This is a genomic window from Deinococcus sp. Arct2-2, from assembly GCF_004801315.1.
GTDB lineage: Bacteria > Deinococcota > Deinococci > Deinococcales > Deinococcaceae > Deinococcus.
The window spans coordinates 1-24,824 of record NZ_SSNW01000023.1 but is presented as its reverse complement, the minus strand read 5'-3'; the positions used below and the strand labels follow the sequence as shown (position 1 = coordinate 24,824).

Genomic DNA, 24,824 nt, shown 5'->3' with positions numbered 1-24,824 from the left:
ACTCCGCTGCCTTCCTGCGCCTCAGTGCGGTGGCCTGATCATGCCAATCACCTGCCTCACCACTTCATCGGGCTGTTCCTCCGGGATGAAATGCCCACAGTTGCGAATGATTCCGCCTGTGGCGTGATCGGCCACCAGGTTGATCATGTCAAGAACCTGGCCGCTCAAGCCGCGTTCGGCCCCCAACGCCACCACCGGAATCTGAACCTTGGCGCTGCTGAGCAGCGCGGTTTGCGTTTGGGTCACGAAAGAGGCCCGGTAAACGCCCAACGCCCCCAAGACGCCCTCCGGCCCACGGAACGTGCGTAAGTATTCGTCAATAGCCCCGGATTCAATGGCCCCAGGCGTGACGCTTGCTCGGTCAAAGAACCAGGTCAGGAAGGCCCGCTCATTGTCCACAATCAGCCGTTCGGGAATGTCGGGGGCCAACGCCAGCGGCCACCACCACATTCCCCCGGAACCGGCGATGCGTGGCGTATAAGAGATCAGGGCCGTCAACAGGTCGGTCAACATGACTGGCTCGTCGAGATACATCAGGCCCGCGACCTCGTCTGGGTGGGCGGCGGCCCAGAGCAGGGCAGGTGGCGCGCCCATGTCGTGGGCCACCAGAGTGATGGGTCGACCCTGTCCAAAACCGATCTGGCGGACCAGTGAGCGGAACTCTTTGGCGAGCGCACGGCCATCGTAGCCGTCCGTGCCGCCTGGTTTGTCGGAGTCCCCGTAGCCGCGCATATCCGGCACCAGCACAGCAAGTCCTGCTTCAATCAGCTGCGGCATCACCTTGCGCCAAGTGTAGGAGGTGCCCAAGAAGCCGTGCCACAACAGCACCGGCGGGCCTGCGGGGTCTCCACCGAGGCGGTAATGCAGCTGCACGCCGTCCACAATTGCTGTTTGGCTGCTAAAGCCTGAAATGGATAGGGTTCCGCTGTTCATCTTGCCCTACGCCTGGTTTCCACTGAACATGCCACCGTCGTAATGGGGACTGTGCTCATCGGTGACGAACAGCACCAGATCCGCGCTGTCCGAGTGGATCTGGATGTCCGGCTCATCCCGGATGATGAGGCTGTCACCCTTGGCCAGGTTCAGGTCAGCCACCTGAACATAACCGTCAAAGACGTACAGCAGGAAGGTCAGGCCCGTTTGGGGCAGTGGAGGTAGACGGAGAGGTTCAGCACTCCCGAGGTGAACGTCGTAGATCCATGTGCGGCTGCTCAGGACGAGTGGGGCGCCGCTGCCCCCGTGTCCGGCCAAGAGGCGCCAGGCATTGTGGCTGTGCACCTCGGGCAGATCATAAAAATCGACCTGCGCCAGCAGATCTTTGGCCTCCGGGCGGATAAAGATCTGAAGGCCCTGCAACTGGCCGCCTTCGGCCAACACATGCTCCTCATGGGACAACCGCTGCCCGGCTTTCATCAGCATCAGGCGCTGAGCATTGATCTCTCCGCTGTCGCCGGCCGAGTCGGTGTGCCGGACTCGGCCACGCTTGAGATAGGTCAGGATTTCATCGTTGACGTGCGGGTGCATGGGGACAACTGCACCTGCAGGAATGGTGGCGTGGTCAATGCGTCCCAGCGTGGCCAGTCCCGTGTCCTGATCCCCAAGGCTCAATCCGGGATAGAGCACCCGAATAGGGCCGTTGCCCCGCTTGCTGCGGTCTGTGATTTTGGACAACATACTTCTCCTCTCCAAACTCGAAGTCAGTGGTTGCTGAATTTCCACCAGGAAGCAGCTCGAGTGAGCAGCACAGCCAGCGTGACGGTCAGACTGCAAGCGCCTGGGTCAACCAACAATCACTGGAAACAGCTGATCTCGCCCGGCTGAATTGAGAGGCCCATGACTGAAGTGCTTTTGCCTCCACGCCTGAAACAAGTCGATGAAGGCGCAGAACGTGTCGGCACGCAGAGGCAGGGTCAACGTTCCCTTCCTCAGGTCATGCGGTTGAAGGCTGTGAAGCTCCGTGGTGGTCGTGATTTCAAGGCGCGGAATCCCAAGATTCTTAGTCTTCAACGTCTTTTACAGAGAGGGAGCGAGGTCGACCTGAACCTCTGGCGGAGCTTCTAAAGTGCAGGCGACGCAGCAGGAGCAAACCACGCTGAACAGATGGGCTCTTACAAACGGATGATAACATCCGTTTGTGGTGCTGGCAAGACTTCATAATGGAATGATGAATACAGAGCCCGTTGAAGCGCTTCTGACAGATCTTTCCCCCAAGCAGCGTGCTGACGCTCAGCGCAACAGGGATCATCTGCTGACCTCTGCGGCCGCAACCTTTATTGAAGAGGGGCCCCGCGTTACTATGCAGCGCATTGCCCAGAACGCTGGTGTGGGCATAGGCACCCTGTACCGCCATTTTCCAGACCGTACAGCGCTGCTTTCGGCACTCAGTCACCGCGCCTATCAGGCGGTTTTGCGGCTGGCTCAAGCGTCCCGCGCCGCTGAGGTGGATCCCTTCTTGGCGCTGCGTCATTTTTTGGTCGGCACCATTGCTCACCGCCAGTCCCTGGTGCTTCCCCTGCATGGCGCGCCGGTGACAGCGAGCAAGATTGATCTCGGGCTCCGACTGGCCATCAGTTCGGAACTCGACCAGATTCTTCAGGTGGGTCAACGGGCGGGCACGCTGCGCCAGGATGTCAACGCCACCGATATCATCGTGTTCGGGGCCCTGCTGGCCCAAGGTCTACCCAATCTTCCCGAGCCTACGTTGGCGATGGAGCGTGCGGCCCACGTCTTCATTGATGGTCTCCGGGTCACCACCTCATCATTGCCGGGGCAGCTTATAAGTCGCGCTGAGCTGGAAGACAGGTTTAAAACCAATCAATGATCTTGACAACTTAAGCAACCGGAACTTGCGCCCGCATCTCGCTGCGCCACTCATGCCCGATCAACTGGCACTTGTCGCCGGGCTCAGTCCTGTTCAATTTTCAAGGGTCGCGAAGGCAATCTGGCATGAAACTCTAATACGCCAGTTGACCCGGCTCTGGATGGAACTTGCCCAGCGCCCGTTTGATCGGAACGACCACTAGGTCAGCTAGGTCGCCTTGAGCTGCGGTTACAGCGATCCGCCGGAAGGCCGCGGCCTTCCGGCGGATCGTCGGCGTGGCTCCAACTGTCTTTCAACATCTTCATCGAGTGTTGAAGAAGGGTTGGCAGACCGTTTATAACTGGGGCAGAGCGCAATCTGGCGAAGATTCATGCAAAATCACGAGCGACAAGCCTACCGACACTTGGCACACTTGAGAGACCACTGAGCCACAAGGCCGGTCAGTGGTTTCAGTCATGCGTGTGACTTCGCGTAAGGGTGGATGACAAGGACTCCGATTGAACCAGAGATGAGGTGGAACGTATGACTGATCGGCAAACGAGGACAGCCATCGTCACGGGCGCGTCGCGCGGCATCGGCGCGGCCATCGCGCAGCGCCTGGGGCGTGACGGGATCGCTGTTGTGGTGAATTACTCTAATGATCCGGCTCCCGCTCAGGCCGTAGCGGACAAGATCACGGGAGCCGGGGGCCAGGCCATGATCTTCAAGGCCGACGTGAGTGACTCCGCCGCCATGAAGGCCATGTTCGACCAGGCCGAGGCCGCGTTCGGTGGCGTAGACATCCTGATCAACAACGGCGGTGTGATGATGCTCAAACCACTCGCTGAGGCTGACGACGACCTCTTTGACCGGCAGGTGGCCATCAACCTCAAAGGGGCCTTCAACGGCATGCGCGAGGCGGCCCGGCGGCTGCGCGACGGAGGACGCATCGTCAACTTCTCGTCCAGCGTGGTGGGGCTGTACCCGCCGACCTACGCGGTGTACGCCGCCACCAAGGCGGCCACCGAGGCGATGACACACATTCTCGCCAAAGAGCTGGGGCAGCGTAACATCACCGTGAACGCGGTTGCGCCCGGCCCCGTCGAGACCCACCTGTTCACCGACGGCAAATCGCCGGAGCAGATCCAGCAGACGGCCAGCATGAACCCGCTGGGGCGGCTCGGCCAGCCGGACGACATCGCCGGTGCGGTGGCCTTCCTGGTCGGGCTGGACGGTGGCTGGATCAACGGCCAGGTCATCCGGGCTAACGGCGGCGTGGTTTAGCGCCGTCGAGCTCATCACTACTCTTCCACTGTTGCCAGCGTCAGTCCCGTCAGCACCGCGCAATCAGGATCAGCAGTGCCCCGATGCCGGAGGCCATAGGGGTTCTGCATCCGCGTTGACCAACTGCGTCTGAGCACACAAACCGTTTTATCAGGAGGACCTATGACCACCGACAAGAACAAGGATCAGAACATCATCCTGATCACCGGAGCGTCGAGCGGCTTTGGCCGGATGTGCGCCGACGCCCTGGCCCAGGCGGGCCACACCGTCTACGCCTCGATGCGCGAGACCGCTGGACGCAACAAGCCACAGGTCGAAGACGTGGCGAAATTCGCCGGGGAGCATCACGCTGACCTGCGCGCCATCGAACTCGACGTGAATTCTGAAGTGTCAATCGAGGCGGCTGTCAATCAGATCGTAAATGAGCACGGCCGCATCGACGTGCTGCTCAACAACGCCGGTCATATGGTCTTCGGCCCCACCGAGGCGTTTACCCCCGAACAGGTCGCCGAACTCTACGACGTGAACGTGGTCAGCACCCAGCGCGTCAACCGGGCGGTGCTGCCTCACATGCGCCGGGCACGCCAGGGCCTGCTGCTGTGGATGTCGAGCAGCAGCGTGGCGGGCGGTACGCCGCCGTACCTGGGGCCCTACTTTGCCGCCAAGGCGGGCATGGACGCGCTGGCCGTCTCCTACGCCCGGGAGCTGAGCCGCTGGGGCATCGAGACCTCGATCATCGTGCCGGGGGCCTTTACCAAGGGCACCAACCACTTCGCCCACGCCGGAGCACCTGAAGACACCGCCCGCGCCGCCGAGTATGAGGCCGGGCCGTACCAGGGCTTCGGCCCGCAGGTACAAAAGGCTTTCGACGAGGTCGTGCCCGAGGACGCCGATCCAGGCCTGGTGGCGAGAGCGGTCGTGGACATCGTGGACGCGCCGTTTGGCAAGCGGCCCTTCCGGGTGTACATCGATCCCAGCGAGGACGGGGCCAGCGTGGCCTTCCCGGTATTGGACCGTTTAAAGACAGAGATGCTCAACCGGGTGGGACTGGGCGACCTGCTCACGCCTGCCGCGCTAATCAAGCAGCACGCCTAGGTTCTGTTTCCAAACCGGTTGAGGGTGTTGGCCGTCGGTTTCCCAGGACAGGCCACCAGTTGCAGCCCCACATTCCAGCTCAATGGAGAACTTCCCAATGGCCAAGAATGTTCTGTCCCGACTCCCTGAAATCCAGCTCCCAGACGGCCAGCTTCCCGAATGGGAACAGCCCGTGGTGACGGAAAAATCTGAACCTGAACCGGTTGTACGGCCCGGTTCGCCAGACCTTTCCCGGCGCACCTTTGTGGCTGTCAGTACCGCTCTCGGTGCAGCCATGCTGCTACCCGCCGCCCCGGCCCAAGTCACCACCGACGCCCCGCCCGAACTGGTCAGCGTGGCACTCAAGGTCAATGGCAAAACCCATGCTCTCAAGCTCGACCCGCGCACCAGCCTGCTCGACACCCTGCGCGAGCATCTGGGCCTGACCGGCACCAAGAAAACATGCAATCAGGGTGCCTGTGGAGCCTGCACGGTCTATGTGGACGGCGTTCGCATCAATGCCTGCCTGGCTCTGACCGTCATGCACGACGGCCAGAGCGTCACCACCATTGAGGGGCTGGCACAGGGGGATGCGCTGCATCCCATGCAGGCCTCGTTCATCGTCCACGACGGCTTCCAGTGCGGGTACTGTACCTCCGGCCAGATCATGTCGGGCGTGTCTGTGATCAAGGAAGGCCACGCTGGGTCCGACGCCGAAATCCGCGAGTGGATGAGTGGGAATCTCTGCCGCTGCGGCTGCTACGTCGGCATTCTGGCGGCGGTCAAGGAGGTCAGAGATGCGGGCGTTTAACTACTCCAAAACGAGGGCGGCGGGCGACGCGGTGATGACCGTGTCGGGTCAGCCAGAGGCCAAGTTCATCGCCGGTGGCACCACCCTGGTGGATTTGATGCGGATCAACGTCGAAACCCCGGCGCAGGTGGTGGACATCAATGCGCTGCCACTTAAAACAATTCAGGCGCTGCCGGGCGGGGGCGTGCGGATCGGCGCGCTGGCGCGCATGAGTGAGGTGGCCGAGCACCCGCTGATCGTGCAGGGATTTCCAGCAGTTTCGCAGGCCCTGCTGCTCAGTGCCTCGCCGCAACTGCGTAACAAGGCTTCGATTGGCGGCAACCTGATGCAGCGCACCCGCTGTCCCTACTTCCGCGACACCGCGCTTCCCTGTAACAAGCGCGAGCCGGGGTCAGGCTGTTCAGCCATTGGCGGCGAGAACCGGATGCTGGCGATCTTGGGCACCAGCGAGAATTGCATCGCCACCAACGCCGGAGACATGGCGGTGTCTATGTCGGCGCTTGACGCTGTGGTGCGGATACGTGGGCCGAAAGGCGACCGCACGGTGAATCTGGTGGACTTTTATGTGGTGCCCGGCAGCACTCCCAATATCGAGACCGTCCTTCAGCACGGTGAGCTGATCCTGGCCATCGATCTGCCTGCTGCGCCGCACGCTGCCCGGTCACACTACCTGAAGGTGCGCGACCGGGCCAGCTATGAGTTCGCCGTTACCTCGGCGGCGGTGGGCCTGGACGTGCAGGGCAGCACCATTCGCTCAGCGCGCGTTGCCCTGGGTGGGGTGGGCACTAAGCCCTGGAGATCGAAAGAAGCCGAAGCCGCCCTGGTCGGCAGACCCGCCACCGAGGCGACCTTCGTGGCGGCGGCACAGATTGCCCTCAGCGGTGCCAAGCCGCGCAGCCAGAACGCTTTCAAGATTCCGCTGGCCCAGCGCACGCTGGTTAAAGCGCTTCGTACGCTCGCTGGAGGGGGGTCATGAGCCCGGCAGTCGGCCAGCCCATCCCCCGCAAGGAGGGTCGGGCCAAGGTCACAGGCCGCGCCCGCTTCGCCGCCGAGTACCCGATTCGCGGGGTGGTGCACGCCATTCCGGTGCTCAGCACCATCAGCCGGGGGCGGATCAGCTCCATTGACACGGCGGCGGCTCAGGCCGCGCCCGGCGTACTGGCGGTGCTGACTCACCTGAACGCCCCGAAACTGCCTTACCGCCCGTTCGAGCGGCCCCTGGAAACTTCGACCAGGGTGGGCGTGTTCTTCAAACCGCTGCGCGACGACGTGATCCGCTTTAACCGCCAGTATGTGGCGGTGGTGGTGGCCACCACACTGGAGCAGGCCGAGGCGGCGGCGGCGCTGGTGAGGGTGAGCTACGCGCCGCTCAGGGCCATCAGCAGCTTTGAAGAGGGGCTGAGTGCCGCCCATCAGCCGCGCGAGAAGGGGTCCAGGGGGTTGCCTTACCAGCGCGGCGACCCGGAGTTGGCCTTTGCGGCGGCGGCGGTCAGGGTCGATCAGCGCTACACCATCCCCACCGAGCACCACAACCCACTGGAGACGCACGCCACCATCGCCGTCTGGAACGGTAACCAACTGACCCTCTACGACAAGAGCCAGTGGGTCAAGGGTGTCCAGCAGCACGCCGCGCTGGCCTTCGGTATTCCCTACGACCAGGTGCGGGTGCTCTCGCCCTTCGTCGGCGGGGCCTTCGGCTCGGCCCTGCGGCCCTGGGCGCACATCGATCTGGCAGCGATGGCGGCGCAGGTGGTGAAGCGGCCCGTCAAACTGTCGCTGACCCGCGAGGCGATGTACGGCACCACCGGTTTCCGGCCCGAAACACGGATGCGGGTGCGCCTGGGGGCCAACGCCAGCGGCACGCTGACGGCAGTGATGCACGAGGCCTGGGGCCAGACCTCCACCTACGAGGAGTACACCGAGAACACCCTCGACGCCACCCGCCTGATGTACGCCGTGCCCAACCTCTCGACCGTGCCCCGGCTGGTGCCGATGCACGTCTCAACCCCCCAGTATATGCGCGGTCCCGGCGAGGCCACCGGCATGTTCGCGCTGGAAACCGCCCTGGACGAGCTAGCCGTGGCCCTTAGGATGGACCCGGTGGCACTGCGGATCAAGAATGAGCCGCTCGCCGACCCGGAGAGCAAGCTGCCTTGGTCGCTGCGCTCTTATGTGCAGACCATGCAGCTCGGAGCTGAGCGCTTCGGCTGGGCGCGCCGCACGCCTGCTGTGGGTTCGATGAAGGACGGGGGGCTGCTCATCGGCATGGGCATGGCTGGGGCGACCTATCCGGCCCTGCGCTTTCCGACCAGTGCCAGGATCAGAATGAACCTGAGCGGCAGCGTGACGGTGTTGAGCGCGGCCACCGACATCGGCCCCGGCACCTACACCTCGATGGCCCAGGTCGCGGCGGACGCGGTGGGCCTGGACGTGGCTCTGGTGAACGTCGAGCTGGCCGACTCGAAACTGCCGTACGCCCACGCTCAGGGTGCCTCGGCACTGTTCGCCAGTCTCAGCCCGGCGGTGCGCGAGGCCGGACGGCAACTGGCGCGGCAACTGGCGGCGCGGGCGGTGGCCGACCAGCGCTCGCCGCTCTACGGCCTGAAGGCCGAGACCCTGACAGCGGTGAACGGAGGGCTGAGCGGCGCAGGCAAGCGCGAATCTTACGCGGCGCTCATGGCCCGCTCGGACGCGCCACTAGAGGTTCACCTCACCAGCGCGCCCCCGATGAGCGCGCCTAAACAGTCGACGCACTGCTTCGGCTCGCACTTCGTCGAGGTGAGCGTGGATCCTGACGTGCTGGAGGTGCGGGTTCGCAGGGTGGTATCGGCGTTCGGGGTAGGCCGGGTGGTCAATCCGCGCACCGCCCACAGTCAGGCGGTGGGCGGCATCATCGGCGGTATCGGCATGGCCCTGCATGAGCAGACCCATACCGATCCGCGCTACGGCAGAATCATGAACGCCAACCTTTCGGAGTACCTGATTCCGGTCCACGCCGATGTCCCGCCCATTGAGGCGGTCTACCTTGACGAGGTGGATTACGCCATCGGCCCGTTGGGGGCCAAGGGGCTGGGCGAACTGCCGATCGTCGGTGTGGCCGCCGCCATTTCCAATGCCGTGTATCACGCTACCGGCAAGCGCGTCCGCGACCTGCCGATCACCATTGAAAAGTTGCTGTGACGAAAACCAGCTGAACAACGATGACCTGCCCGTCGGACGGCCAGGTGACCTCCGCCGCCCAGAGCACCGTTCCAAACTGTTCGCATCGCCCTGCACAACTGGACGGAAGCCCTATCAGCGCGAGCAGGATCAGGAGCTGACTGTCATGAAGAAATCAATGCTCATCACAGGGGTGACGTCGGCTGCCTCCCGCGCTGGCGCAGGCGGCAACGCCAACGTCACCAGTGGCGACACAGCCCACGCCAAGGACACTCACGCAGCAGAACGCTCCCCTTAACAGGAGGGATTGCCTTTGACCAGAAACGAGATCATCCAAAACCTCGTCCAGATTGGCGAGCAGGCCATCGTCCGTGAAAACAACGCGGTGCTCGACGCTTACTTTTCGCCGGACTACACGTTCCACGGTCCCACCGGCGACTTGGACTACCCCGGCCTGAGGAGTTATTTTGCCGCCGAGCGGGCGGCCTTCTCGAACTTCACGATCACGCGCAGCTTCATGGTGGTGGAGGGCAACTTCATCGCCACCCAGACCACATTTTCTGGCGTATTCGAGCGCGAGTTCACCCAGTCGCCAGTCGGGACGCTCCCGCCAACCGGCCAGAGCTTCACGCAAAACATCATGAATATTTTCCGGTACGACGAGGACGGGCGACTGGCTGAGGAATGGGTACAGTACGACGTTCGCGATTTCCTACGTCAACTTGGTGCTGAAGGGAAATAACCGGACGATCAGACGCCAGACAGCGGGCAGGCGGCCTTACCGACAGCCACCGGCTTTGCCCCTCACCTGTGAACAAGGCACCGTGTCACGCGGAAAGAGAAGCCATCATGAAAATCTTCGCAACCGAAGGGCATTTTTCTACCAACGAGATTCTTCGCGAATGGCGCGTCCTCAGTTCAAGCGACCGAGACCCCAGCCTCAGGCACGGCTACATTGCCACGCGTCTTCTGGGCCAGTCGGACGAATGGGTTTGCCTGATGGATAGCGGCGTCGACTTGTAAATGATCTCGCTAACAACGCCGGGCACGCAGAGCCTGGAGCCAGGTAGGGCCTATGCCGCCCGCCGGCCAAACGACGCTGTGACGGAAACCGTGGTGTCGCGTCCCGGTAGAGTCCACCTTCGCAGCGCTACGCGTGCCGATCCACCTGCATCCGTAGACCCCGCCTAGCGTCGTTTAGGACACTTACTCTTCGGACCTGGGCAACCGGGTTGACCTTGGTTTAATGCCCAGCATGATCGGCTGGCATCATGAGACAGTCATCCAATTGCTCTGCATGAGCCTGTCCGGCGTGTTTGACCGCTTCACCGACTTGTAAGTCATTGTCGGCCATTGGAGCGAGGTGGTGTTTTCCCGTGATTCGCGCCGGGAAGCGGCGCACACGCTTTCTTACAGGACGCTGGACTGACATGGTCAACGGCGCGCACGCCAGCTGGGAGCGGCTCCGCGCTTCCTCTGTATCAGCGGAATCAGCGGCTGGACTGGAGCGCACCGTGCTCCGCACATGTGCGCTTCGAAATTTTTTAAGTACATCCTGTCCACTGTTTTAGGCTGCTGCGTCTTGGGCACAGAGGCACTGCCTTGAGCAGAGCTGTGTTCTGGTCAGACTCGCTTCTGCGTCATAAACGTACGCCCATGAGAACACCGTTTCTTCCCACGAGGGCACCACTCCCCCTGCCTAAACACGTCTACCCGCCCTACTCGGTAAAGCTTAACCAGGCGACACTTGACTGTTTACAGCCGTCAGCACCGCTACTTCACGCTCGGGCATTTAATACTTACAAAATTTAGAAATTAGGCTGAAGTCGCTTAACTTAGTCACATGAGCTTAGAGCAAGCTTTATTCATTTACAAAATGCTGACAGGTAATATTGACAAATATTCAATAATAAGTAGAGTGATATTACTACACAAAAATCTTGCGACAAATTTTAATTAGAAGTCATATCAACAATTTAGGTACTGATTAATCCATATTGTCAATTGAGCAGATGTCAATTGTACTTCGTTGAGACTAAAGTAACGATTGTAATGCTTTGGCGCTCATAAACTGATTAATCAGTTTGAGCAAATACAGGAGTTGATTGTTATGAACAGAAAAATGCTCATTACGGCGCTGGCGTTGATTGCCTTGCCTTCCTCGCTGGCACAGACGGCAACGCCTACGCCAGCTCTCCCCACGCAGCAAAACGCTCCTCTCAAGCAGAGGACTAGAGCCGAGATCGTTCAGGGCCTTATTCGTATAGGAGAACAGGCCATCGTTCGGCAAGACGACGCGGCGCTTGACGCTTACTTCTCAAAAGACTTTGTCTTCCATGGTCCGCTCGGTGACTTGAATCTCCCGGCCCTCAAAAAGTTTTGGGCAGCGTCGCGGGCGGCCTTCTCCGAGTACACGATTACTCGTGGACGGATAGTTGTGGAGGGGGACTTTGTCGCCAGCCAGACCACTTTCTCTGGCGTATTTGAGCGCGAGTTCACCCAGTCGCCGGTCGGGGCGCTTCCGCCGACCGGCAAAAGATTCACGCAAAACATCATCAATATCTTCCGATATGACAAAGACGGGCGATTGGCTGAAGAGTGGGTACAGTATGACGTTCGCGACTACTTACGTCAACTTGGTGCTGAGGGGAAATAGCCGGGTGATCAGACGCCGAAGATCTGACGGGCGACCCCACCGACAGCTACTGATCTTGCCTCTTCCCCTCAAAGGAGCTTCGACATGACAACAACTTGGTTTATCACCGGCACCTCTTCCGGCCTGGGCCGGGAGATGACAGAACAGCTGCTGGCACGGGGTGACCGGGTGGCGGCCACGCTCCGCACCACGGGCGCTCTTGACGACCTCAAGGCCCAGTACGGCGACCAGCTGTGGGTCGCGGCGCTGGACATCAGTGACCCGGACGCGGTGCGCCGGGTGGTCGACGCGGCCTTTACCGAACTGGGCCGCATCAATGTTGTGGTCAACAACGCGGGATACGCCCTGTTCGGGGCGGCGGAGGAGGTGAGCGACGTGCAGATTCGCCAGCAGACCGACACCAACATTCTTGGCTCAGTGGCGGTGATTCGGGCCGCGCTTCCGCATCTCCGGGACCAAGGGGGGGGCCGCATCCTCCAGATTTCATCTGAGGGGGGCCAGATCGCCTACCCCAATTTTAGCCTCTACCACGCCAGCAAGTGGGCGCTGGAAGGCTTCGTCGAGTCGGTGGCCCAGGAAGTCGCCCCCTTCAACATTGAGTTCACGCTCATTGAACCGGGTCCAACCCAGACCAACTTCGTGGGTGGCATGGTCAGTTCCGCGCCGATGGCTGTGTATGACCAGACTCCGGCAGGCGAGGTTCGCCGGGGCTTGAACAGCGGCTCTTTCGGGACGCTGGGCGACCCCGTGAAGGTGGTTCAGGCGATGATTGCCAGCGCAGACCAAATGCCCGCTCCCCGGCGAGTTACCCTCGGGGCAAATGCCTATACCCAGATCCATGCGGCGCTTACAGCCCGCCTTGCTGCACTGGAGAACCAGCGGGATATCGCGTTTTCCACCGACCTGACAAGTTGAGGTGTTCACTGTTCCAACGCGCTGGTCTGAAGCCATGTACTTTAGTGCAAGCGGCTGTGAGATCAGGCATTTCGGCAGAGAGAAGGTAAAAACTACTCTGCAACTGATATCGGATGACAGGCGATTCGTCCAAGAGAGAGTGGCGTAAGTGTCATGGCGTCAAGGCGACTTTAGTCGCTCCCAAACCCCTGTACTTTCAGTGCAGGGTTGTTTAGTTGGCTGTGTTGCCTTAACTGGCGTCATGGCAGGTTGAGGGCAGGGGTGGCCTGAGATTCAGGCCACCCCTGCTGCAACCATTGACCACGTCTGGAACGCATGCTTCTGGTTGCTTCGTCTGGTCGGGGCGAACACGCTGGTGCGGGAATGATGATGGAGGTTCTCTATTCGTGCAAGCAGGCTCAGAAATTCCTGTGCACGTTTCCTCCGCCTGAATCCTTGCTGTTGGCGTTCCTGACGTCGTGTAGGTCGGTGTGATTGTTCAATCACGTTATTACAGCGGGCTGTGGAGATCACCTGCTGGTGGTCGACGTCAGCCAGGCTCGGGATCTCTCAGATCACGGCTCCGGAGCTGCGGAGCTGCCCCGGTATAGATGACTTCTGGGACATCGTATTCACCCAAGAGGCAGGTCGGGAAAATCTTTGCGGCGTTGGCGTCGCGGTGACGCTGGAGAAAGATGCCCTGCACGAATCCGTGCTCGTCCACTGCACGCCATAACCAATGTCGGACGCCATCGACGCTCGGACACACATCAATCAGATGCTACCGGGAACCCCGTCGGGGTTCCCGGTAGCGCAGTTCTTCCACGAAAAGAGGAGCGAATTTGATGCACCATTCGCGGAGAATCTCGTGGAGGAGTCATTCTTGGACGTCTCGGTCACTCAGGGGGAAGCGGTAGTACAGCCAAACCGCATGCTGGATGGGTTGTTATGGGGAACCGGTGGCGGTAGGGCTTGAGATCAGTCACAGCGGATCAGCCTACTCCGACCCGGTTAAGGCAACACAACCAGAAATCCTTCTGAGCACTCCATTACCCTGCAAGCAACAGCTGCCAGATAGCGGCAGGCATCAGCAATCTGCCCCACCCCTGCCAGACAGCCTTAATTTCCCTGCCACCGTTCCAAATCATCTGGCGTATCTATATCCCAAATGCCATCAGGAAACTCGACAGTGACAGGCGGGTGCGCGGCGAAGAGATGCTTGGCCCCCTGCTCACCTTGGAGTTCCAGCAGCTGTGCAAACAGTGAACGCCCGAAGATGGCGGGAACCCCCTGGACGGCCCCGTAGCGGCAGGCGATCACCCGCCCTAAGTGGTTCTGCGCCGTTTTACACATCATCTTGACTAAGTCGGCATCGACAGCAGGCTGATCACACACCAACAGCAAAGCGGCGTCTACCGCCGTGCGGGCGAGTGCGCCAATGCCTAGCCGCACTGAAGAAGCCAGTCCCTCGTTCGGCTGGGCATTGACGAGTTGCCAAGCGCCAGGGAGGGGCGACACGGAGAGCGTGGGGGGAAGAACCACGATCACCGGCGAGCAGCCTCCACCCTGCGCGGCGCCAACGGTTTGTTCAAGTAGCGTCTGGTGAACTGGCAGTCCACGGAGCCGCAGCAGCTGTTTGGGTTGACCTAGCCGCCGAGACGCGCCAGCTGCCAGTACCACAGCCCCAACAGTCAACGGCTCAAGTCGTGACATGAAGATGAGGCACCCGTCCCATCGGGAGGCCAGAACGACTATTGAAAGTGGCCAGCACCTCACTCACGATAGAAAGCGCAATCTGTGCAGGCGTGTGTGCCCCTAAATCCAGACCAACCGGAGCGTGCAGCACTTTCAGATGGCAGGCTGAAAGCTGAACCTCAGTCAGCAAGCGGTTCAAGCGGTGAGCCGAGCCCAGAATACCGAGATAGGGGGGCGGTGCCCTCAGAAGGGTGCGGAGGGCGGCCACGTCATACAAGTAATGCCGACTGGCCACCAAAACGGCACTGAAAGCGTCAGAGGGCAGGTGGGCTTCAAGTTCGCCCCCCCCACTCTCGATCAAGCGGGTGCCGGGGGGAAAGCGGGCGGCTTCTAACAGCAGTGGACGAAAATCAACGACGCTGACTGACCAGTCGAGTTCTTGGGCGAAGCGGGCCAGCACAGCGGCGCCCTCATCGGCACCGACGATGCAGAGGTGGAGCGGCGGATGCAGGATCTCGGCAAACGCCTGAATCTCGCCGGATATCGTGCTAAAAGTGAACTGACCTGGCAGTTCGCCGTCGAAACCCCCTTCGGCTTGTTGCCGAACCAGCGGTGGAAGGTCGGGCACCAGCGGGCCGTGCCAGATGCCGCCCCGCCAAGCCGCCCGCTGTCCCAGGTGCAGACCTGACGTGACCGTGATCATCACCGCTGGCTGGCGGTCGGCAATTACGGCCTCCAGCGTGTCCAAGTACAGCCCTGCAGAGATACTGCCCACCGACTCAACTAAAATGTCGACGATGCCGGAGCACCCGCTGCCATATCCAAATACGGCGTCTTCAGCGTCAGTGGTGTCGAACCGTAACAGCCGAGGCTGACCGGACGCCACCACTTCAGGCACGCTGTATAGCACTTCAGCTTCAAGGCATCCGCCGCTGATGGCGCCGAAATGTGTGCCATCTGCGTCGGCAAAGAGGCGAGCACCCTGACGCCGGTAGGCACTTCCCTGAACTCGCACGACGGTGGCAAGGGCACCTGCTTCCCCGCGGGCCCGCGAGCTGCGGGCAGGGGACAGCCAGCGGTGTTCACCTTTCACGGCACCCGCGTCCATGGCAGCCTGCCAGCCGCGCGCCAAAGGTGCCACTCCAGGTTAACCCCCCCAGCAAAGCGGCTAGAAAGCTTTTGACCACCGCACAAGATGTCTTCGTTGTTCAGGTGATCGGCAGCCTGCTGACAGGCGCTGAAAATCTGGTTAATCCCGGAGATTTGAGCGGTGCCTTGGCCCGGGGGCGCGCCGTGGGTCAGCGCTTTAAGCGGGAGGAGATGACGCATCAGGTTCTCCTTGTAGAGCGAGGCGCCTGGGCAGCCTCAGCAGCGAAGAGGAGAGGCGAATAGCCCTCAAGAGTTTTGACAGTGGTTCAAGTTACATGAAAGAATCTAGGTTGACAGTTTTTGACTCCTGCGTTTTAACGCAGCGGTGGCCAAGTGGGGTCAGCGTCCTCCGATACGATCTCGGCAAAGGCCTGCTGAACCTGGGCACTGAAGCCCTGGTACAGCCCATTCTCATACTTGGCGGCGTGGTCGATATCGGCCGGCGATCCTGCATGAGCAAACTGGTTGGTGCCTTTGGTGAAGGCGCCGGGAACGATAACTGAGGTCTCGATACCCCAGCGGGTCAGCTCACGAGCGTACGACACTGCCAGCGCGTCCATTCCAGCTTTGGCTGTGAAACAAAGCCCCAGATAAGGAGGGGTACCGCCCGCAACGTTGTTGCTCGACATCCATAGCATGAGCCCGCGGCGCTGCTGACGTATATGGGGGGGAACTGCGCGGTTAACCCGCTGGGTGCTGACCACGTTCACGTCGTACAGTTCAGCGATTTGCTCGGGCGTAAAGGCTTCGGAGGGATCAAACACCCTATGACCGGCATTGTTGGGCGGCACGTCGATCCGGCCCTGCTCAGCGATGACCTGCTCAACGGCGTGGTGAATCGACTCCTCAGAATTCACGTCTAGTTCGGTGCCGTGCAGATTGACCCCATGTTCTTGAGCAAATTGAACCACGTCAGCGACCTGCGGCGCGTTGCGCCCAGTGGTGTCACGCATAGAGGCGTAGACAGTGTGACCCGCCAGCGCATTACTCCACATCCTGTCAAAACCGCTAGACGCGCCCGTGACTAGGATGGTGTGTGGGTGGGTGGGCATGGCAACTCCTATCGTGATTGTGGTTGATTAGGTCGCTTTTATCTTTCAGATCAACGGAGTAAAGCCAGGATCGAAAGAAAGACCATCACGCCGGGAATGGAGAGCTTTTGGCGCCCTTCCGAAAACTCGCCATGCTACAGGCGAGGTTTTTAAATCACCCCGCCGTTGGCCCGGATGGCTTGACCGTTGATCCAGCCTCCGTCCGGGCCGACCGAAAAAGCCACAGCACTGGCGATGTCTGCGGGCTGGCCGAGCCGCCCCAGCGGAGTCATGCTGGCCGCCTGAGCAAATTTGTTCGGGCGATTTGCCCTCTGTGAACAGTTGGGTTTCTACAGGGCCGGGGGACAGGGCATTGATGGTGATCTCGCGCCCACGCAGCTCCTTGGCCAGAATGTGAGTCATCGCTTCTGTGGCCGCTTTGGTTGCCGCGTAAACGGCGTAAGTCGGTTGGTAGAGTCCCACCCACACTAGACGAGAAGCTGACAATCCGTCCGCCGTTCCGCAGCCGTCTGGCCGCTTCGCATAACCCATTGAACGTCCCCTTCAAGTTGACGGCGATCTGTTTGTCGAACGATTCATTGTCCGTCTCGGCCACAGAACTCAGCAACATGACGCCGCCGTTGTTGATCAGAACATTGACGTCACCATACCGGGTTTCGACTTGGTCAAACATGCCCTTCATGGCTGCTGGATCACTGATATTGGCTTTGAAAGCGGTGGCCCGGCCGCCCGCCCCAGTGATCTTACTCACGACGTCTTGGGCTGGAACCAGGTCACTGGAATAATTCACAATCACGGCGAATCCGTTGCGCCCTGGGCGCTGAGCGATAGCTGCGCCGATGCCCCGCGACGCCCCTATAACAATGGCTGTTTTGATGTATTGCTCGCTCATATCTACACCTCATCGTTGGCGCAACCAAGCCTCCGGTTTTTCGGTGAGTTCGGTTTGAATACAAGGAAACGTGGACCACCGAAACCGAGTCAGGTTTCAGTGGTTCATTTAGTGTTTCAGATGGGGGAAGCAACGGCGCTCGTGATCTTGCGCCCCCTTCGCGAAATTGCGCAGGCGACGAAAGATGAAAGATCAACAAAGACTGTCTGTCAATGCAGCCGCTGAAAGACCGTTGGGGAGACGCCAGTCACACGCCGGAAGGCAGTTGCGAAATGTGAGGGATTGCTGTAACCGCAGGTCAGCGCAATTTCACCAACCGGGATGTCTCGCTGCTTGAGCAAACGTTGAGCGAGTTCCATTCGCAGACGGGTCAGGCGGCGCATCGGTGTTTCTTTCCAGACTGCATTGGCCATTCGCAGCATTTGGAATGGGCTTAGACCGGCAACTTGAGCCAGCTGATCTAGGGTCAGAGCCTGGGAAAGGTGGGCCTGCATATACTCGTCAATCCGCTGTAATCCGCCAGCCGCAGTGAGATGAGGAGGCTGGCAGTCTGGGCGGGAGGCACTCAAGAGATGGGTGACTAAGAAGTAAGCGGCTGACTGAGCATACAGTTCAGGGGCACCGTGACGTAGACCGCGTTGCAGCGCGGCCATAACGGCGGCAATGAGTGGATCAGTTTGACGGAGTAGGTTGGGCAGATCAGCCAACGGAATCGCACACCTGCCGATCTCTTGATGAACCGTGCTGAGAAGCTTGAAGGGCAACGTAAGATGAAGAGTCTCATGGACGCGTTCAGATTTCCACCGAAGGCAATTTTCTGTGTGTGGGGCGGTCATGCCTAAATCGCCTGGCCGGTACTCGGCCCATGCCCAGGAACCCCGGCGTTGTGTTTCTATCCTACAATTGCCGGCAGTGACCAGCACAATCTGATAGTCCGGAACCGCTGGGACAATGAGCTGCTCCACCTTGGAGGGATTGGTGTAGCTCTGCAAAAGTAGGGACTGCCAGTTGGCTTGGGTGCTGCACTGCTGCAGCGTTCCGGGATGTGAGCTCTGGGCGGCGCGGCTGTCCTGTGAAACAAGTTCCATGGAACTCTCCTCGTGTTGGGCCACCAAGTGGCCCGACAGCTGAAGACTGATGGATACGGTTCCCTGCAGAAGTATCTAAAATTTCCGTCCTGCGCTCCGTCAATATTGAGCAGGAGGATCGGTTGGGTCACGGCGTTGTGATTGGTGTCGGTTGCTCCGCCTCAACTAGGCAAAGACTCTACCCTCCTTCACTTCTGATGACTATCACAAAGCAGACCATCTGGCGGGTGGAGTTGCCCGTGTTTTGCCTAGTTGAGGCGAGCTGATATTTGCAATTCCTTTCGGGCTAGAGAGTAAAACCGGGCAGCCGGATCAATGCTGTCCAGAGGTAGGCAGCGTGCCCACTGATTCAAAGGGTTGTGTTGCCTTAACCGGGTTGGGGTAGGCTGATCCGCTGTGACTGATCTCAAGCCCTACCGCCACCGGTTCCCCATAACAACCCATCCAGCATGCGGTTTGGCTGTACCACCGCTTCCCCCTGAGTGACCGAGAAGTCCAAGAATGACTCCACCAGCGCGGTATCGAGATCAGCATCGTCGTGAACGGACGTCCATGAGGACGCCACTCCCCCTCAGTGGCTGGCATTCTGGCCCACCCAATCAGTCAGCCTTCACATGATGCGGTCCACGCTGAAATGATCTATCGCGATCGCGGATCCTCCTTTTACCGAGAGGTCATGGATCTGCCGCTGCCATTGAGTGAAGAGCTGCCACTCATGCTGGCCCATCTTTCTCAACGGTGGTTAGGAACCCTGGCGGCAACGCCAAGGGGGTATGCCCTGCTGATCAAATTTAGGGCAGGTCATCGTGGACGTGGTGGCTATGTGTCGATCGCTGATGGTTCTGGGCTGGACGGCGAGGCGGCTCCCTACGCGTGATGGAATTGTTGAACCAAGCGGATTTATCACCCTTCGAGCGAACAAGCCTCTTTAATGGATGGGGTCACCAGGTGCAGTGAGACGTCGTGGCGCCTATCTGCCTTTCTCAAGATCAATGTATTTCAGGTTGTGTGCCAGAACGCCCAATGCGACTTTGAGCCGTAGGCTGAGATAGGTCTTCACTTGTCCCCAGCGTATCCCGGCTCCTGACAAGACTGAAAATGCCGATTCAATGCATTTCCTGGCTGCTCCGTATTCAGGCTTCCAGCGCGGATCGCACTGCTTTGCATTGACCTTCGGTGGCGTCAAGCACGTCCCTGACTGATACCCCTTATCCCCAATCTGCTTTGGCCCGCCGTAAGAGGGCCAATCTTTGTTCATCTCGCACAGCACGGTGAAATCGTGCTGATTCGCTGGACGAATCTCGTATTTTGCAATCTTGCCGTTCAAGGCGCACCAGGCATGCAGTTTGAAGCCGTAGACCGGCCCAGCGGTACTGAGGCCATGACGGGCGCCACGAAATTTGCACCGTGGGGCGCGCTTGAATGTCGAGACAGGCAAGGGCTCCGAATCGACGGCGACGAAGTCCAGGCACTGGACTTCGGTGGCTAGCTGCTCGACCACCGGGGTCAATCGGGCGAGCCGGATGCGGGCCTGGGGCTCAGAGGGGAAGTCTGGGAAATGATTGAGCTTCACAAGGCGCCACCAGCGGCTGAAATACGGCATCTTGCGCAACTTCTGAAGCAGCGCGGGCGGCCAAGAGGTCTGCATCAGAGACCTTTTCATGTGAGTGAACAAGCTTGCGAGGGAGGTGGGGCGTGATCCATTGACTGAGTGCGGTGACAGCGTCAGGGAGCGGCAGTACAGTGAGATCGGGACGGCACATAAGCACCGTCCCTTTTTCATGTGTTGCCCCGCAAGTCAACCTCTATTCGCGGTGATTCATTACACCTTCAGATGTCGCACGGCTTGCGGCAAATGAACTTTACTCGCCTGCAGCGGCGGCAACGGCAGGCTCGAAGGGGTGCAGAAACGCCGCCATTGTCTGCTGTCCCAGATCAACGACCTTGGTGCCGCCTGCCGCGACAACCGTCACTTCTTGGATGCCCAGGACTTTCTCGAGGATCAGGCGCAGATACTGGGTGGCGATGTCCCGGTCACGTATCGGGGAACCCTCGGTGTACACCCCACCGGAAGCTAAGAGTATGGTGGCCCTTTTACCCTGGAGCAGCCCCTCTCCTGTCGTGCCGATGGTTCGGCCCTTGCGCACGACATGATCTATGTACGACTTCAGGTTTGCGGGGATGTTGAAGTTATGAACTGGCGTGCTGACCGCGATATGATCCGCTGCCAGCAGTTCATCCACCAGTTCGTCGGACACCTGCAGCACCTCCTTCATCTCGGGCGTGTGCGCCTCCAGTGGCGTCAGGCTGGCGTTGAGCCAGGGAAGATGCAGATAGGGCAGCTCCGTCTTGGCGAGGTCGCGGACAACGACTTCGCCGTCTGGATGTGCGGCTTTCCACTCCTCGGCGAACTTCACAGCGAGGTTGCGGGAAATCGAGTATTGGCCACGTGTCCCTGCTTCGACCATCAATAGCTTTGGCATAGTGCTCCTTTGAACTTCGTTCACAACGAATTTTTGTAGAGTTGCGAACAATCTGTTCGTAGCGCTAGTATGGAGCGTATGAAACACCGTTCGCAAGAAGGCACTTTTATGGTCGAAACGCACATTTCTGTTCCGGAGAATGCCCTGTCGGCTGCGGACTGCAAGGGACTGGCTGACGTTCTGAGCAGCGTTGGTGACAAATGGACTATCTTGGTGGTTGGTGCGCTCTCCAATGGCCCATTGCGCTACAACGAGGTTCAGCGGCGCGTCAGCGGGATCTCGCAGCGAATGCTGACGCTGACATTGAAGCGGCTTGAAGCGGACGGCATTGTTACACGAACACTGTTTCCAAGCGTTCCGCCGCGCGTGGATTACGAACTGACGGAATTAGGGCAGACGCTTCGCGCTGCCTTGGTTCCCCTCCACCTCTGGGCGGCGCGGAACAAGAAAACCATGGCAGACCACCGGGCGCGGGTTGAGCCAGAAGGCGAGTAAATCATTCTTCCGCGCATCATGTCACCAGCAAGTCTGGTGGGGGGCAGTGTGGTTCTGACCAGGGTATGGTCGGCTGACCCGCCAGATCAATCTGAATTCGAACCACCACCACAGGCCGAAGCCCTGAGCGCGTTTACAGCGCTCACCGAAGCCGTCGGGCTCAACACTGACCTTCTTTCCCTGACCCAGCGGGCGAGGGACGCCCACAGCTGGTGCAGCAACTAGCCGAGCTGGACGCCACGCCGCGCCTACAGCTGGCTGCGGTGGGCATTCCCGGCGAGTTGGATTGAGCTTCTACTCAGAGGTGAGTAAAACTCTGGCCGCAGACAGCTAGTTCTCTCCCCGCTCTAGAGCGAGCACCGTGCGCGGAGGTGCACTGGGCAGGCCGGGGGTTCACCCAGCCGAGTGAGGCCAGCGACTCCTCGCAAGCCAGCGCATAGGTTTGAGCAAAACCCTTAAACGGAGTGTCGAAGTAAGGGCTGAGATCAGGGCGAGAGAACCCCCAGATCAGGTAGTGGCTTGCTAAACAGTACCCGGCCTCGTGGGCGGCCAAGTCGCCGCGGTGTAGTGGTTCATACTTGCGTTTGGGCACCCTCTGATCTGGAGATGGCCTGCCGTGATCTAGGCCTCCATTTCCTCCCCCAATTGATTGAGGGAAGGTGTTTTAGCCGCTTGTGATTGGCGTGTGGACAAACGGCACTGAACGCCTGAAACATCCGTGAGCTGGTGCATCAACAGCGGGCAAAAACTACCGAAGTGTTGCAATTTCAGCTGAGTGCCAGGGCGAGCGCGAGGAGCGAGATCAACGTTAGGTTTGATGACGGGTCATGTTGCCCATCACCCAGGCCATGATGCGGGTGCGCGCCCAGCGCGGCAGCAGGGCGAGAGAGGCTTCGAGCAGCACCGAAAGCCGTCCGGGCCGCACCGTGCCCCGGCGGCCCAGGGCCAAGAGGGTGGTGCGGGCGACTTCCTGCGAAGTCAACGCAAAGCCCATCCGCATGTTGGCGCGCTCGGCAAACCCGCTGTGAACCGGCCCTGGTGCGGAGGCCAGCACGTCTACCCCGTATGGGGCCAGCTCAGCGTGCAGGCCCTCGGCCAGCGTCTGGATGTACCCCTTGGTGGCCGCGTAGTTGGCGGTACCGGGCACGCCCTGAAAGCCCACCAATGAACTCATCAGCACCAGGCCGCCGCGCTGCTGGGCTGCGAAGCTGTGAGCGAAGTGGTGCGTCAGGGACAACACCGCCTTACAGTTGACGTCCAGCATCTCCAGTTCCTGCATCAAGTCGGTCTGGAGAAACGGGCCGGAGCTGCCGAAGCCCGCCGCCGCGACCAGCAGGCCGAGATCCAGGTCGTGCGCAACTTGAGTGACCTGCTTCACACCCTCTGGGTGTGTTAGGTCGGCGGCCACCACTAACGTTTGTATGCCGTGTGTCTGCAATTGAGCGGCCAGCGCGTTCAGCACGTCCCCCCGGCGGGCCACCAGTACCAGGTTCAGGCCTGCCTCAGCCAACCAGAATTGAGGAACTGCTGGAATCCTTGGTGCTGGAGTTGCAGGCCGATCCCACATTGCAGGCCCGGATCCAGGCGCGGTGCAGAGACTCCAGCTGACATCCGTTCGCAAAGGGCAATCCAGAAACCTCTGACCTTTGTTGAACGAATCGTTGTGTCCCGATCAAGAACACCGGAGCGAAGTCGTGGGGGAGGGGAGAGGTGGTTTCTTCGCCCCATACAGAAATCAGATCAACCTAGCCCTAGCCAAAGCCAAGGCTCGTAAAGCAGAGGCGAGGTTGCGCCCACAGCACGGCTTTCCGGTCGGGGTTTATGAAAAAGGCTGTGCCGAAGCACAGCCTTGATCCTTCACCCTTGGTTTAAAGGCTACTTTTGAGGGTGGTGGCGACTTTGAAGGCCACTTTCTTACCGGCGGGGATCTGAATTTTGTCACTGGTGCCGGGGCGCACCCCAGTCCGGGCGGCAGTGTCCTTAACGCTCAGGGTGCCCAGACCAGGGAGGCCCACGCTCTTGCCGCTCTTGAGGGCTTCCACCAAAAGATCCAGCATGCTGTTGAACACTTCATCACTCTGCTTCTTCGTCAGCGTGGTTTGATCGGCCATGAGGTCGACCAGTTGGGCTTTGCCGATCTTGTTGCTCTCGGCAGGCGCCGCCTGAGGTGCAGGAGCCGCTTTGGGAGTGGTTTTTTTCGCTGGGGCTTTGGCCGTTTTCTTGGTCATGGCGCGAGTGTGACGGCTGGGCCGCCAACATGCAAGATGTCCCAGATGAGGAGGTGACCCTCTCGGGCCGGGGATTCGGTGCTTGTTGCCCAAGGGGGTCAGCTGTTCAGAACCGCCGTTGGGGTGCGACGCACTGAAGCGAGCAGAGGCCCGACGGGTGGTAGGTCGCCAAAAGGTGGCGCTCAGGGAGTCATTAGACTGCCTCACCCACCCCACTGCTGGCGGTATTTTCACTGCTGTCCACAAGGCGTCCGGCGCTAACCTGGACGAATTGAACGTGTAGCCGGGGCACACGGAACGGGTCAAGCCAGCAAGTGGACAGGTTGCGGCGGTGCTACCGAGTTCAGCTCGGCGGTGGACTTTGCCTGGGCTGCCCGTACTCACCCGGCACAAGACAAGAAAGATTGTTCAGTGGCAGAGGTGGCCTTCCCGCTGCGCCAGCACCCGCAGTGCATAGGCCACAGCGGAGAGCAACAAGGCAGTCGTCGACCCACCGGCCAGGCCCAAATACGCCGCCGAATGCAGCGCTTGATACGCCGCGTGCAGCGGTTCATCCCGTTCCGCCGCCAAGCGCTCGTACCACCCCTGCCCCAAAGCAGGTAAGTCTAACTGCCGTTCCCCGGCCAGCGCTGCCACATCTGCCGCATGCCGGTCGAGTTCCGTGCTAAACGCCAAGAGGGTTTCACGGGTCGGTTGGGTGTGATGCAACGCTGGAGCATATTCCACCGCCGCCAACACCTGCAACGTCGTTGCGATACAGGTCAGGGCTACCGCAAAGTCAGGAGGCTCATGAGATAGGTGGTGTCGAGGGCGGCACGGAAGCGTTTGGAGGCGATACTGCCTGATCCCGTGCCCTGCCGTCGGAGGAGTGTCAAGGCCAGTTGTCGAATGGTGAGCCAGTTTTGCCGTGCCGTTCTGAGTTTGACCTTGGAGGCATCATCACGGAACACGACGTCCAGCAGCCAGTGCAAGCCATTTTCGATGCCCCAGTGCAGTCGTGAAGCGTTGCACGCTTCACTCGCCTCACCGTTGAGGCTGGTGAGGTACAAGCGATCCTCAATGCT

24 protein-coding genes and 5 pseudogenes are annotated in these 24,824 nt (G+C 60.2%); 14 read left to right on the top strand and 15 right to left on the bottom strand.

Annotated elements, in window-relative coordinates; all coding sequences use genetic code 11:
* Window positions 1-21: 21 nt before the first annotated feature.
* Window positions 22-933, bottom strand: a complete 912-nt coding sequence (locus E7T06_RS11225) for an alpha/beta hydrolase (RefSeq protein WP_136365882.1) — start codon at window positions 931-933, stop codon at window positions 22-24.
* A 6-nt stretch (window positions 934-939) separates the two neighbouring features.
* Window positions 940-1,674: a pirin family protein gene (locus E7T06_RS11220; protein ID WP_136365881.1), complete on the bottom strand. Its 735-nt coding sequence runs from the start codon at window positions 1,672-1,674 to the stop codon at window positions 940-942.
* 159 nt (window positions 1,675-1,833) lie between these two features.
* Here E7T06_RS11220 and E7T06_RS11215 point away from each other — a divergent pair, with 159 nt between their 5' ends.
* The 11 genes from E7T06_RS11215 to E7T06_RS11170 all read left to right on the top strand — a co-directional run bounded on the left by E7T06_RS11215 (window position 1,834) and on the right by E7T06_RS11170 (window position 12,699).
* Entirely contained in the window at window positions 1,834-2,061 is a 228-nt protein-coding gene (locus tag E7T06_RS11215; protein ID WP_136365880.1) for a hypothetical protein, read from the top strand.
* A 73-nt stretch (window positions 2,062-2,134) separates the two neighbouring features.
* Window positions 2,135-2,821 carry a TetR/AcrR family transcriptional regulator gene (locus tag E7T06_RS11210; protein ID WP_136365879.1) on the top strand — a complete coding sequence of 229 codons (687 nt, stop codon included), beginning with the start codon at window positions 2,135-2,137 and terminating at the stop codon, window positions 2,819-2,821.
* 522 nt (window positions 2,822-3,343) lie between these two features.
* Complete coding sequence (locus E7T06_RS11205) at window positions 3,344-4,084, top strand: SDR family oxidoreductase (protein ID WP_136365878.1); 741 nt, start codon at window positions 3,344-3,346, stop codon at window positions 4,082-4,084.
* Between the two features lie 162 nt (window positions 4,085-4,246).
* Window positions 4,247-5,179 (top strand): SDR family oxidoreductase, encoded by a 933-nt coding sequence (locus E7T06_RS11200; RefSeq protein ID WP_136365877.1) that lies wholly within the window; start codon window positions 4,247-4,249, stop codon window positions 5,177-5,179.
* 97 nt (window positions 5,180-5,276) lie between these two features.
* Window positions 5,277-5,969 carry a 2Fe-2S iron-sulfur cluster-binding protein gene (locus tag E7T06_RS11195; protein ID WP_136365876.1) on the top strand — a complete coding sequence of 231 codons (693 nt, stop codon included), beginning with the start codon at window positions 5,277-5,279 and terminating at the stop codon, window positions 5,967-5,969.
* A complete protein-coding gene (locus tag E7T06_RS11190; RefSeq protein WP_136365875.1) occupies window positions 5,956-6,945 on the top strand; it encodes a xanthine dehydrogenase family protein subunit M in 990 nt (329 codons plus the stop codon). Before E7T06_RS11195 ends, E7T06_RS11190 begins: the two co-directional genes overlap by 14 nt.
* Complete coding sequence (locus E7T06_RS11185; RefSeq protein WP_136365874.1) at window positions 6,942-9,149, top strand: xanthine dehydrogenase family protein molybdopterin-binding subunit; 2,208 nt, start codon at window positions 6,942-6,944, stop codon at window positions 9,147-9,149. The genes E7T06_RS11190 and E7T06_RS11185 overlap by 4 nt, the downstream gene beginning before the upstream one ends.
* A 292-nt stretch (window positions 9,150-9,441) precedes the next feature.
* Window positions 9,442-9,870, top strand: a complete 429-nt coding sequence (locus E7T06_RS11180; RefSeq protein WP_168733490.1) for an ester cyclase — start codon at window positions 9,442-9,444, stop codon at window positions 9,868-9,870.
* Between the two features lie 107 nt (window positions 9,871-9,977).
* Window positions 9,978-10,151, top strand: a complete 174-nt coding sequence (locus E7T06_RS21230) for a hypothetical protein (RefSeq protein WP_168733489.1) — start codon at window positions 9,978-9,980, stop codon at window positions 10,149-10,151.
* Between the two features lie 1,087 nt (window positions 10,152-11,238).
* Window positions 11,239-11,784, top strand: coding sequence for an ester cyclase (locus tag E7T06_RS11175; RefSeq protein ID WP_136365872.1), 546 nt, complete (start codon window positions 11,239-11,241; stop codon window positions 11,782-11,784).
* Window positions 11,785-11,868: 84 nt separating this feature from the next.
* A complete protein-coding gene (locus tag E7T06_RS11170) occupies window positions 11,869-12,699 on the top strand; it encodes an SDR family oxidoreductase (RefSeq protein ID WP_136365871.1) in 831 nt (276 codons plus the stop codon).
* Between the two features lie 273 nt (window positions 12,700-12,972).
* Here the strand turns inward: E7T06_RS11170 and E7T06_RS11165 are convergent.
* The 7 genes and pseudogenes from E7T06_RS11165 to E7T06_RS11140 all read right to left on the bottom strand — a co-directional run bounded on the left by E7T06_RS11165 (window position 12,973) and on the right by E7T06_RS11140 (window position 18,554).
* Window positions 12,973-13,664: pseudogene (locus E7T06_RS11165) on the bottom strand (IS6 family transposase).
* A gap of 133 nt (window positions 13,665-13,797) precedes the next feature.
* On the bottom strand, window positions 13,798-14,391 hold the full coding sequence (locus E7T06_RS11160; protein ID WP_136365870.1) for a nucleotidyltransferase family protein: 594 nt from the start codon (window positions 14,389-14,391) through the stop codon (window positions 13,798-13,800).
* Window positions 14,378-15,481 carry an XdhC/CoxI family protein gene (locus E7T06_RS11155; protein ID WP_136365869.1) on the bottom strand — a complete coding sequence of 368 codons (1,104 nt, stop codon included), beginning with the start codon at window positions 15,479-15,481 and terminating at the stop codon, window positions 14,378-14,380. The genes E7T06_RS11160 and E7T06_RS11155 overlap by 14 nt, the downstream gene beginning before the upstream one ends.
* A gap of 355 nt (window positions 15,482-15,836) precedes the next feature.
* On the bottom strand, window positions 15,837-16,574 hold the full coding sequence (locus tag E7T06_RS11150) for an SDR family NAD(P)-dependent oxidoreductase (protein ID WP_136365868.1): 738 nt from the start codon (window positions 16,572-16,574) through the stop codon (window positions 15,837-15,839).
* Between the two features lie 149 nt (window positions 16,575-16,723).
* Window positions 16,724-16,976 (bottom strand): annotated as a pseudogene (locus E7T06_RS22075) (SDR family oxidoreductase).
* 70 nt (window positions 16,977-17,046) lie between these two features.
* Window positions 17,047-17,466 (bottom strand): annotated as a pseudogene (locus tag E7T06_RS22070) (SDR family NAD(P)-dependent oxidoreductase); the annotation flags it as partial.
* A gap of 209 nt (window positions 17,467-17,675) precedes the next feature.
* Window positions 17,676-18,554, bottom strand: coding sequence for an AraC family transcriptional regulator (locus E7T06_RS11140; protein ID WP_136365867.1), 879 nt, complete (start codon window positions 18,552-18,554; stop codon window positions 17,676-17,678).
* A gap of 396 nt (window positions 18,555-18,950) precedes the next feature.
* On the opposite strand from E7T06_RS11140, the pseudogene E7T06_RS11135 reads away from it, so the two are divergent.
* Both E7T06_RS11135 and E7T06_RS11130 read left to right on the top strand, forming a co-directional pair.
* Window positions 18,951-19,056: pseudogene (locus E7T06_RS11135) on the top strand (IS6 family transposase); the annotation flags it as partial.
* Window positions 19,057-19,230: 174 nt separating this feature from the next.
* Window positions 19,231-19,431, top strand: a complete 201-nt coding sequence (locus tag E7T06_RS11130) for a hypothetical protein (RefSeq protein WP_136365866.1) — start codon at window positions 19,231-19,233, stop codon at window positions 19,429-19,431.
* Window positions 19,432-19,524: 93 nt separating this feature from the next.
* On the opposite strand, the pseudogene E7T06_RS11125 reads toward E7T06_RS11130, so the two are convergent.
* Together E7T06_RS11125 and E7T06_RS11120 are read right to left on the bottom strand one after the other, a co-directional pair.
* Window positions 19,525-20,317, bottom strand: a pseudogene (locus E7T06_RS11125) (IS982 family transposase).
* A gap of 99 nt (window positions 20,318-20,416) precedes the next feature.
* The gene (locus E7T06_RS11120) at window positions 20,417-21,037 is read right to left on the bottom strand and encodes an NAD(P)H-dependent oxidoreductase (protein ID WP_136365865.1); all 621 of its coding nucleotides are present in this window, start codon (window positions 21,035-21,037) and stop codon (window positions 20,417-20,419) included.
* Between the two features lie 78 nt (window positions 21,038-21,115).
* On the opposite strand from E7T06_RS11120, the gene E7T06_RS11115 reads away from it, so the two are divergent.
* A complete protein-coding gene (locus E7T06_RS11115; protein ID WP_205750897.1) occupies window positions 21,116-21,532 on the top strand; it encodes a helix-turn-helix domain-containing protein in 417 nt (138 codons plus the stop codon).
* An 808-nt stretch (window positions 21,533-22,340) separates the two neighbouring features.
* Here the strand turns inward: E7T06_RS11115 and E7T06_RS11110 are convergent.
* From E7T06_RS11110 to E7T06_RS11095, 4 genes are all read right to left on the bottom strand, one after another.
* Window positions 22,341-23,042, bottom strand: a complete 702-nt coding sequence (locus E7T06_RS11110; RefSeq protein WP_205750895.1) for an SDR family NAD(P)-dependent oxidoreductase — start codon at window positions 23,040-23,042, stop codon at window positions 22,341-22,343.
* A gap of 358 nt (window positions 23,043-23,400) precedes the next feature.
* The gene (locus E7T06_RS11105) at window positions 23,401-23,760 is read right to left on the bottom strand and encodes an HU family DNA-binding protein (protein WP_136365863.1); all 360 of its coding nucleotides are present in this window, start codon (window positions 23,758-23,760) and stop codon (window positions 23,401-23,403) included.
* 408 nt (window positions 23,761-24,168) lie between these two features.
* On the bottom strand, window positions 24,169-24,468 hold the full coding sequence (locus tag E7T06_RS11100; protein ID WP_240741004.1) for a hypothetical protein: 300 nt from the start codon (window positions 24,466-24,468) through the stop codon (window positions 24,169-24,171).
* 59 nt (window positions 24,469-24,527) lie between these two features.
* On the bottom strand, window positions 24,528-24,824 hold a 297-nt coding region (locus E7T06_RS11095; RefSeq protein WP_205750893.1), incomplete at its 5' end, for a transposase.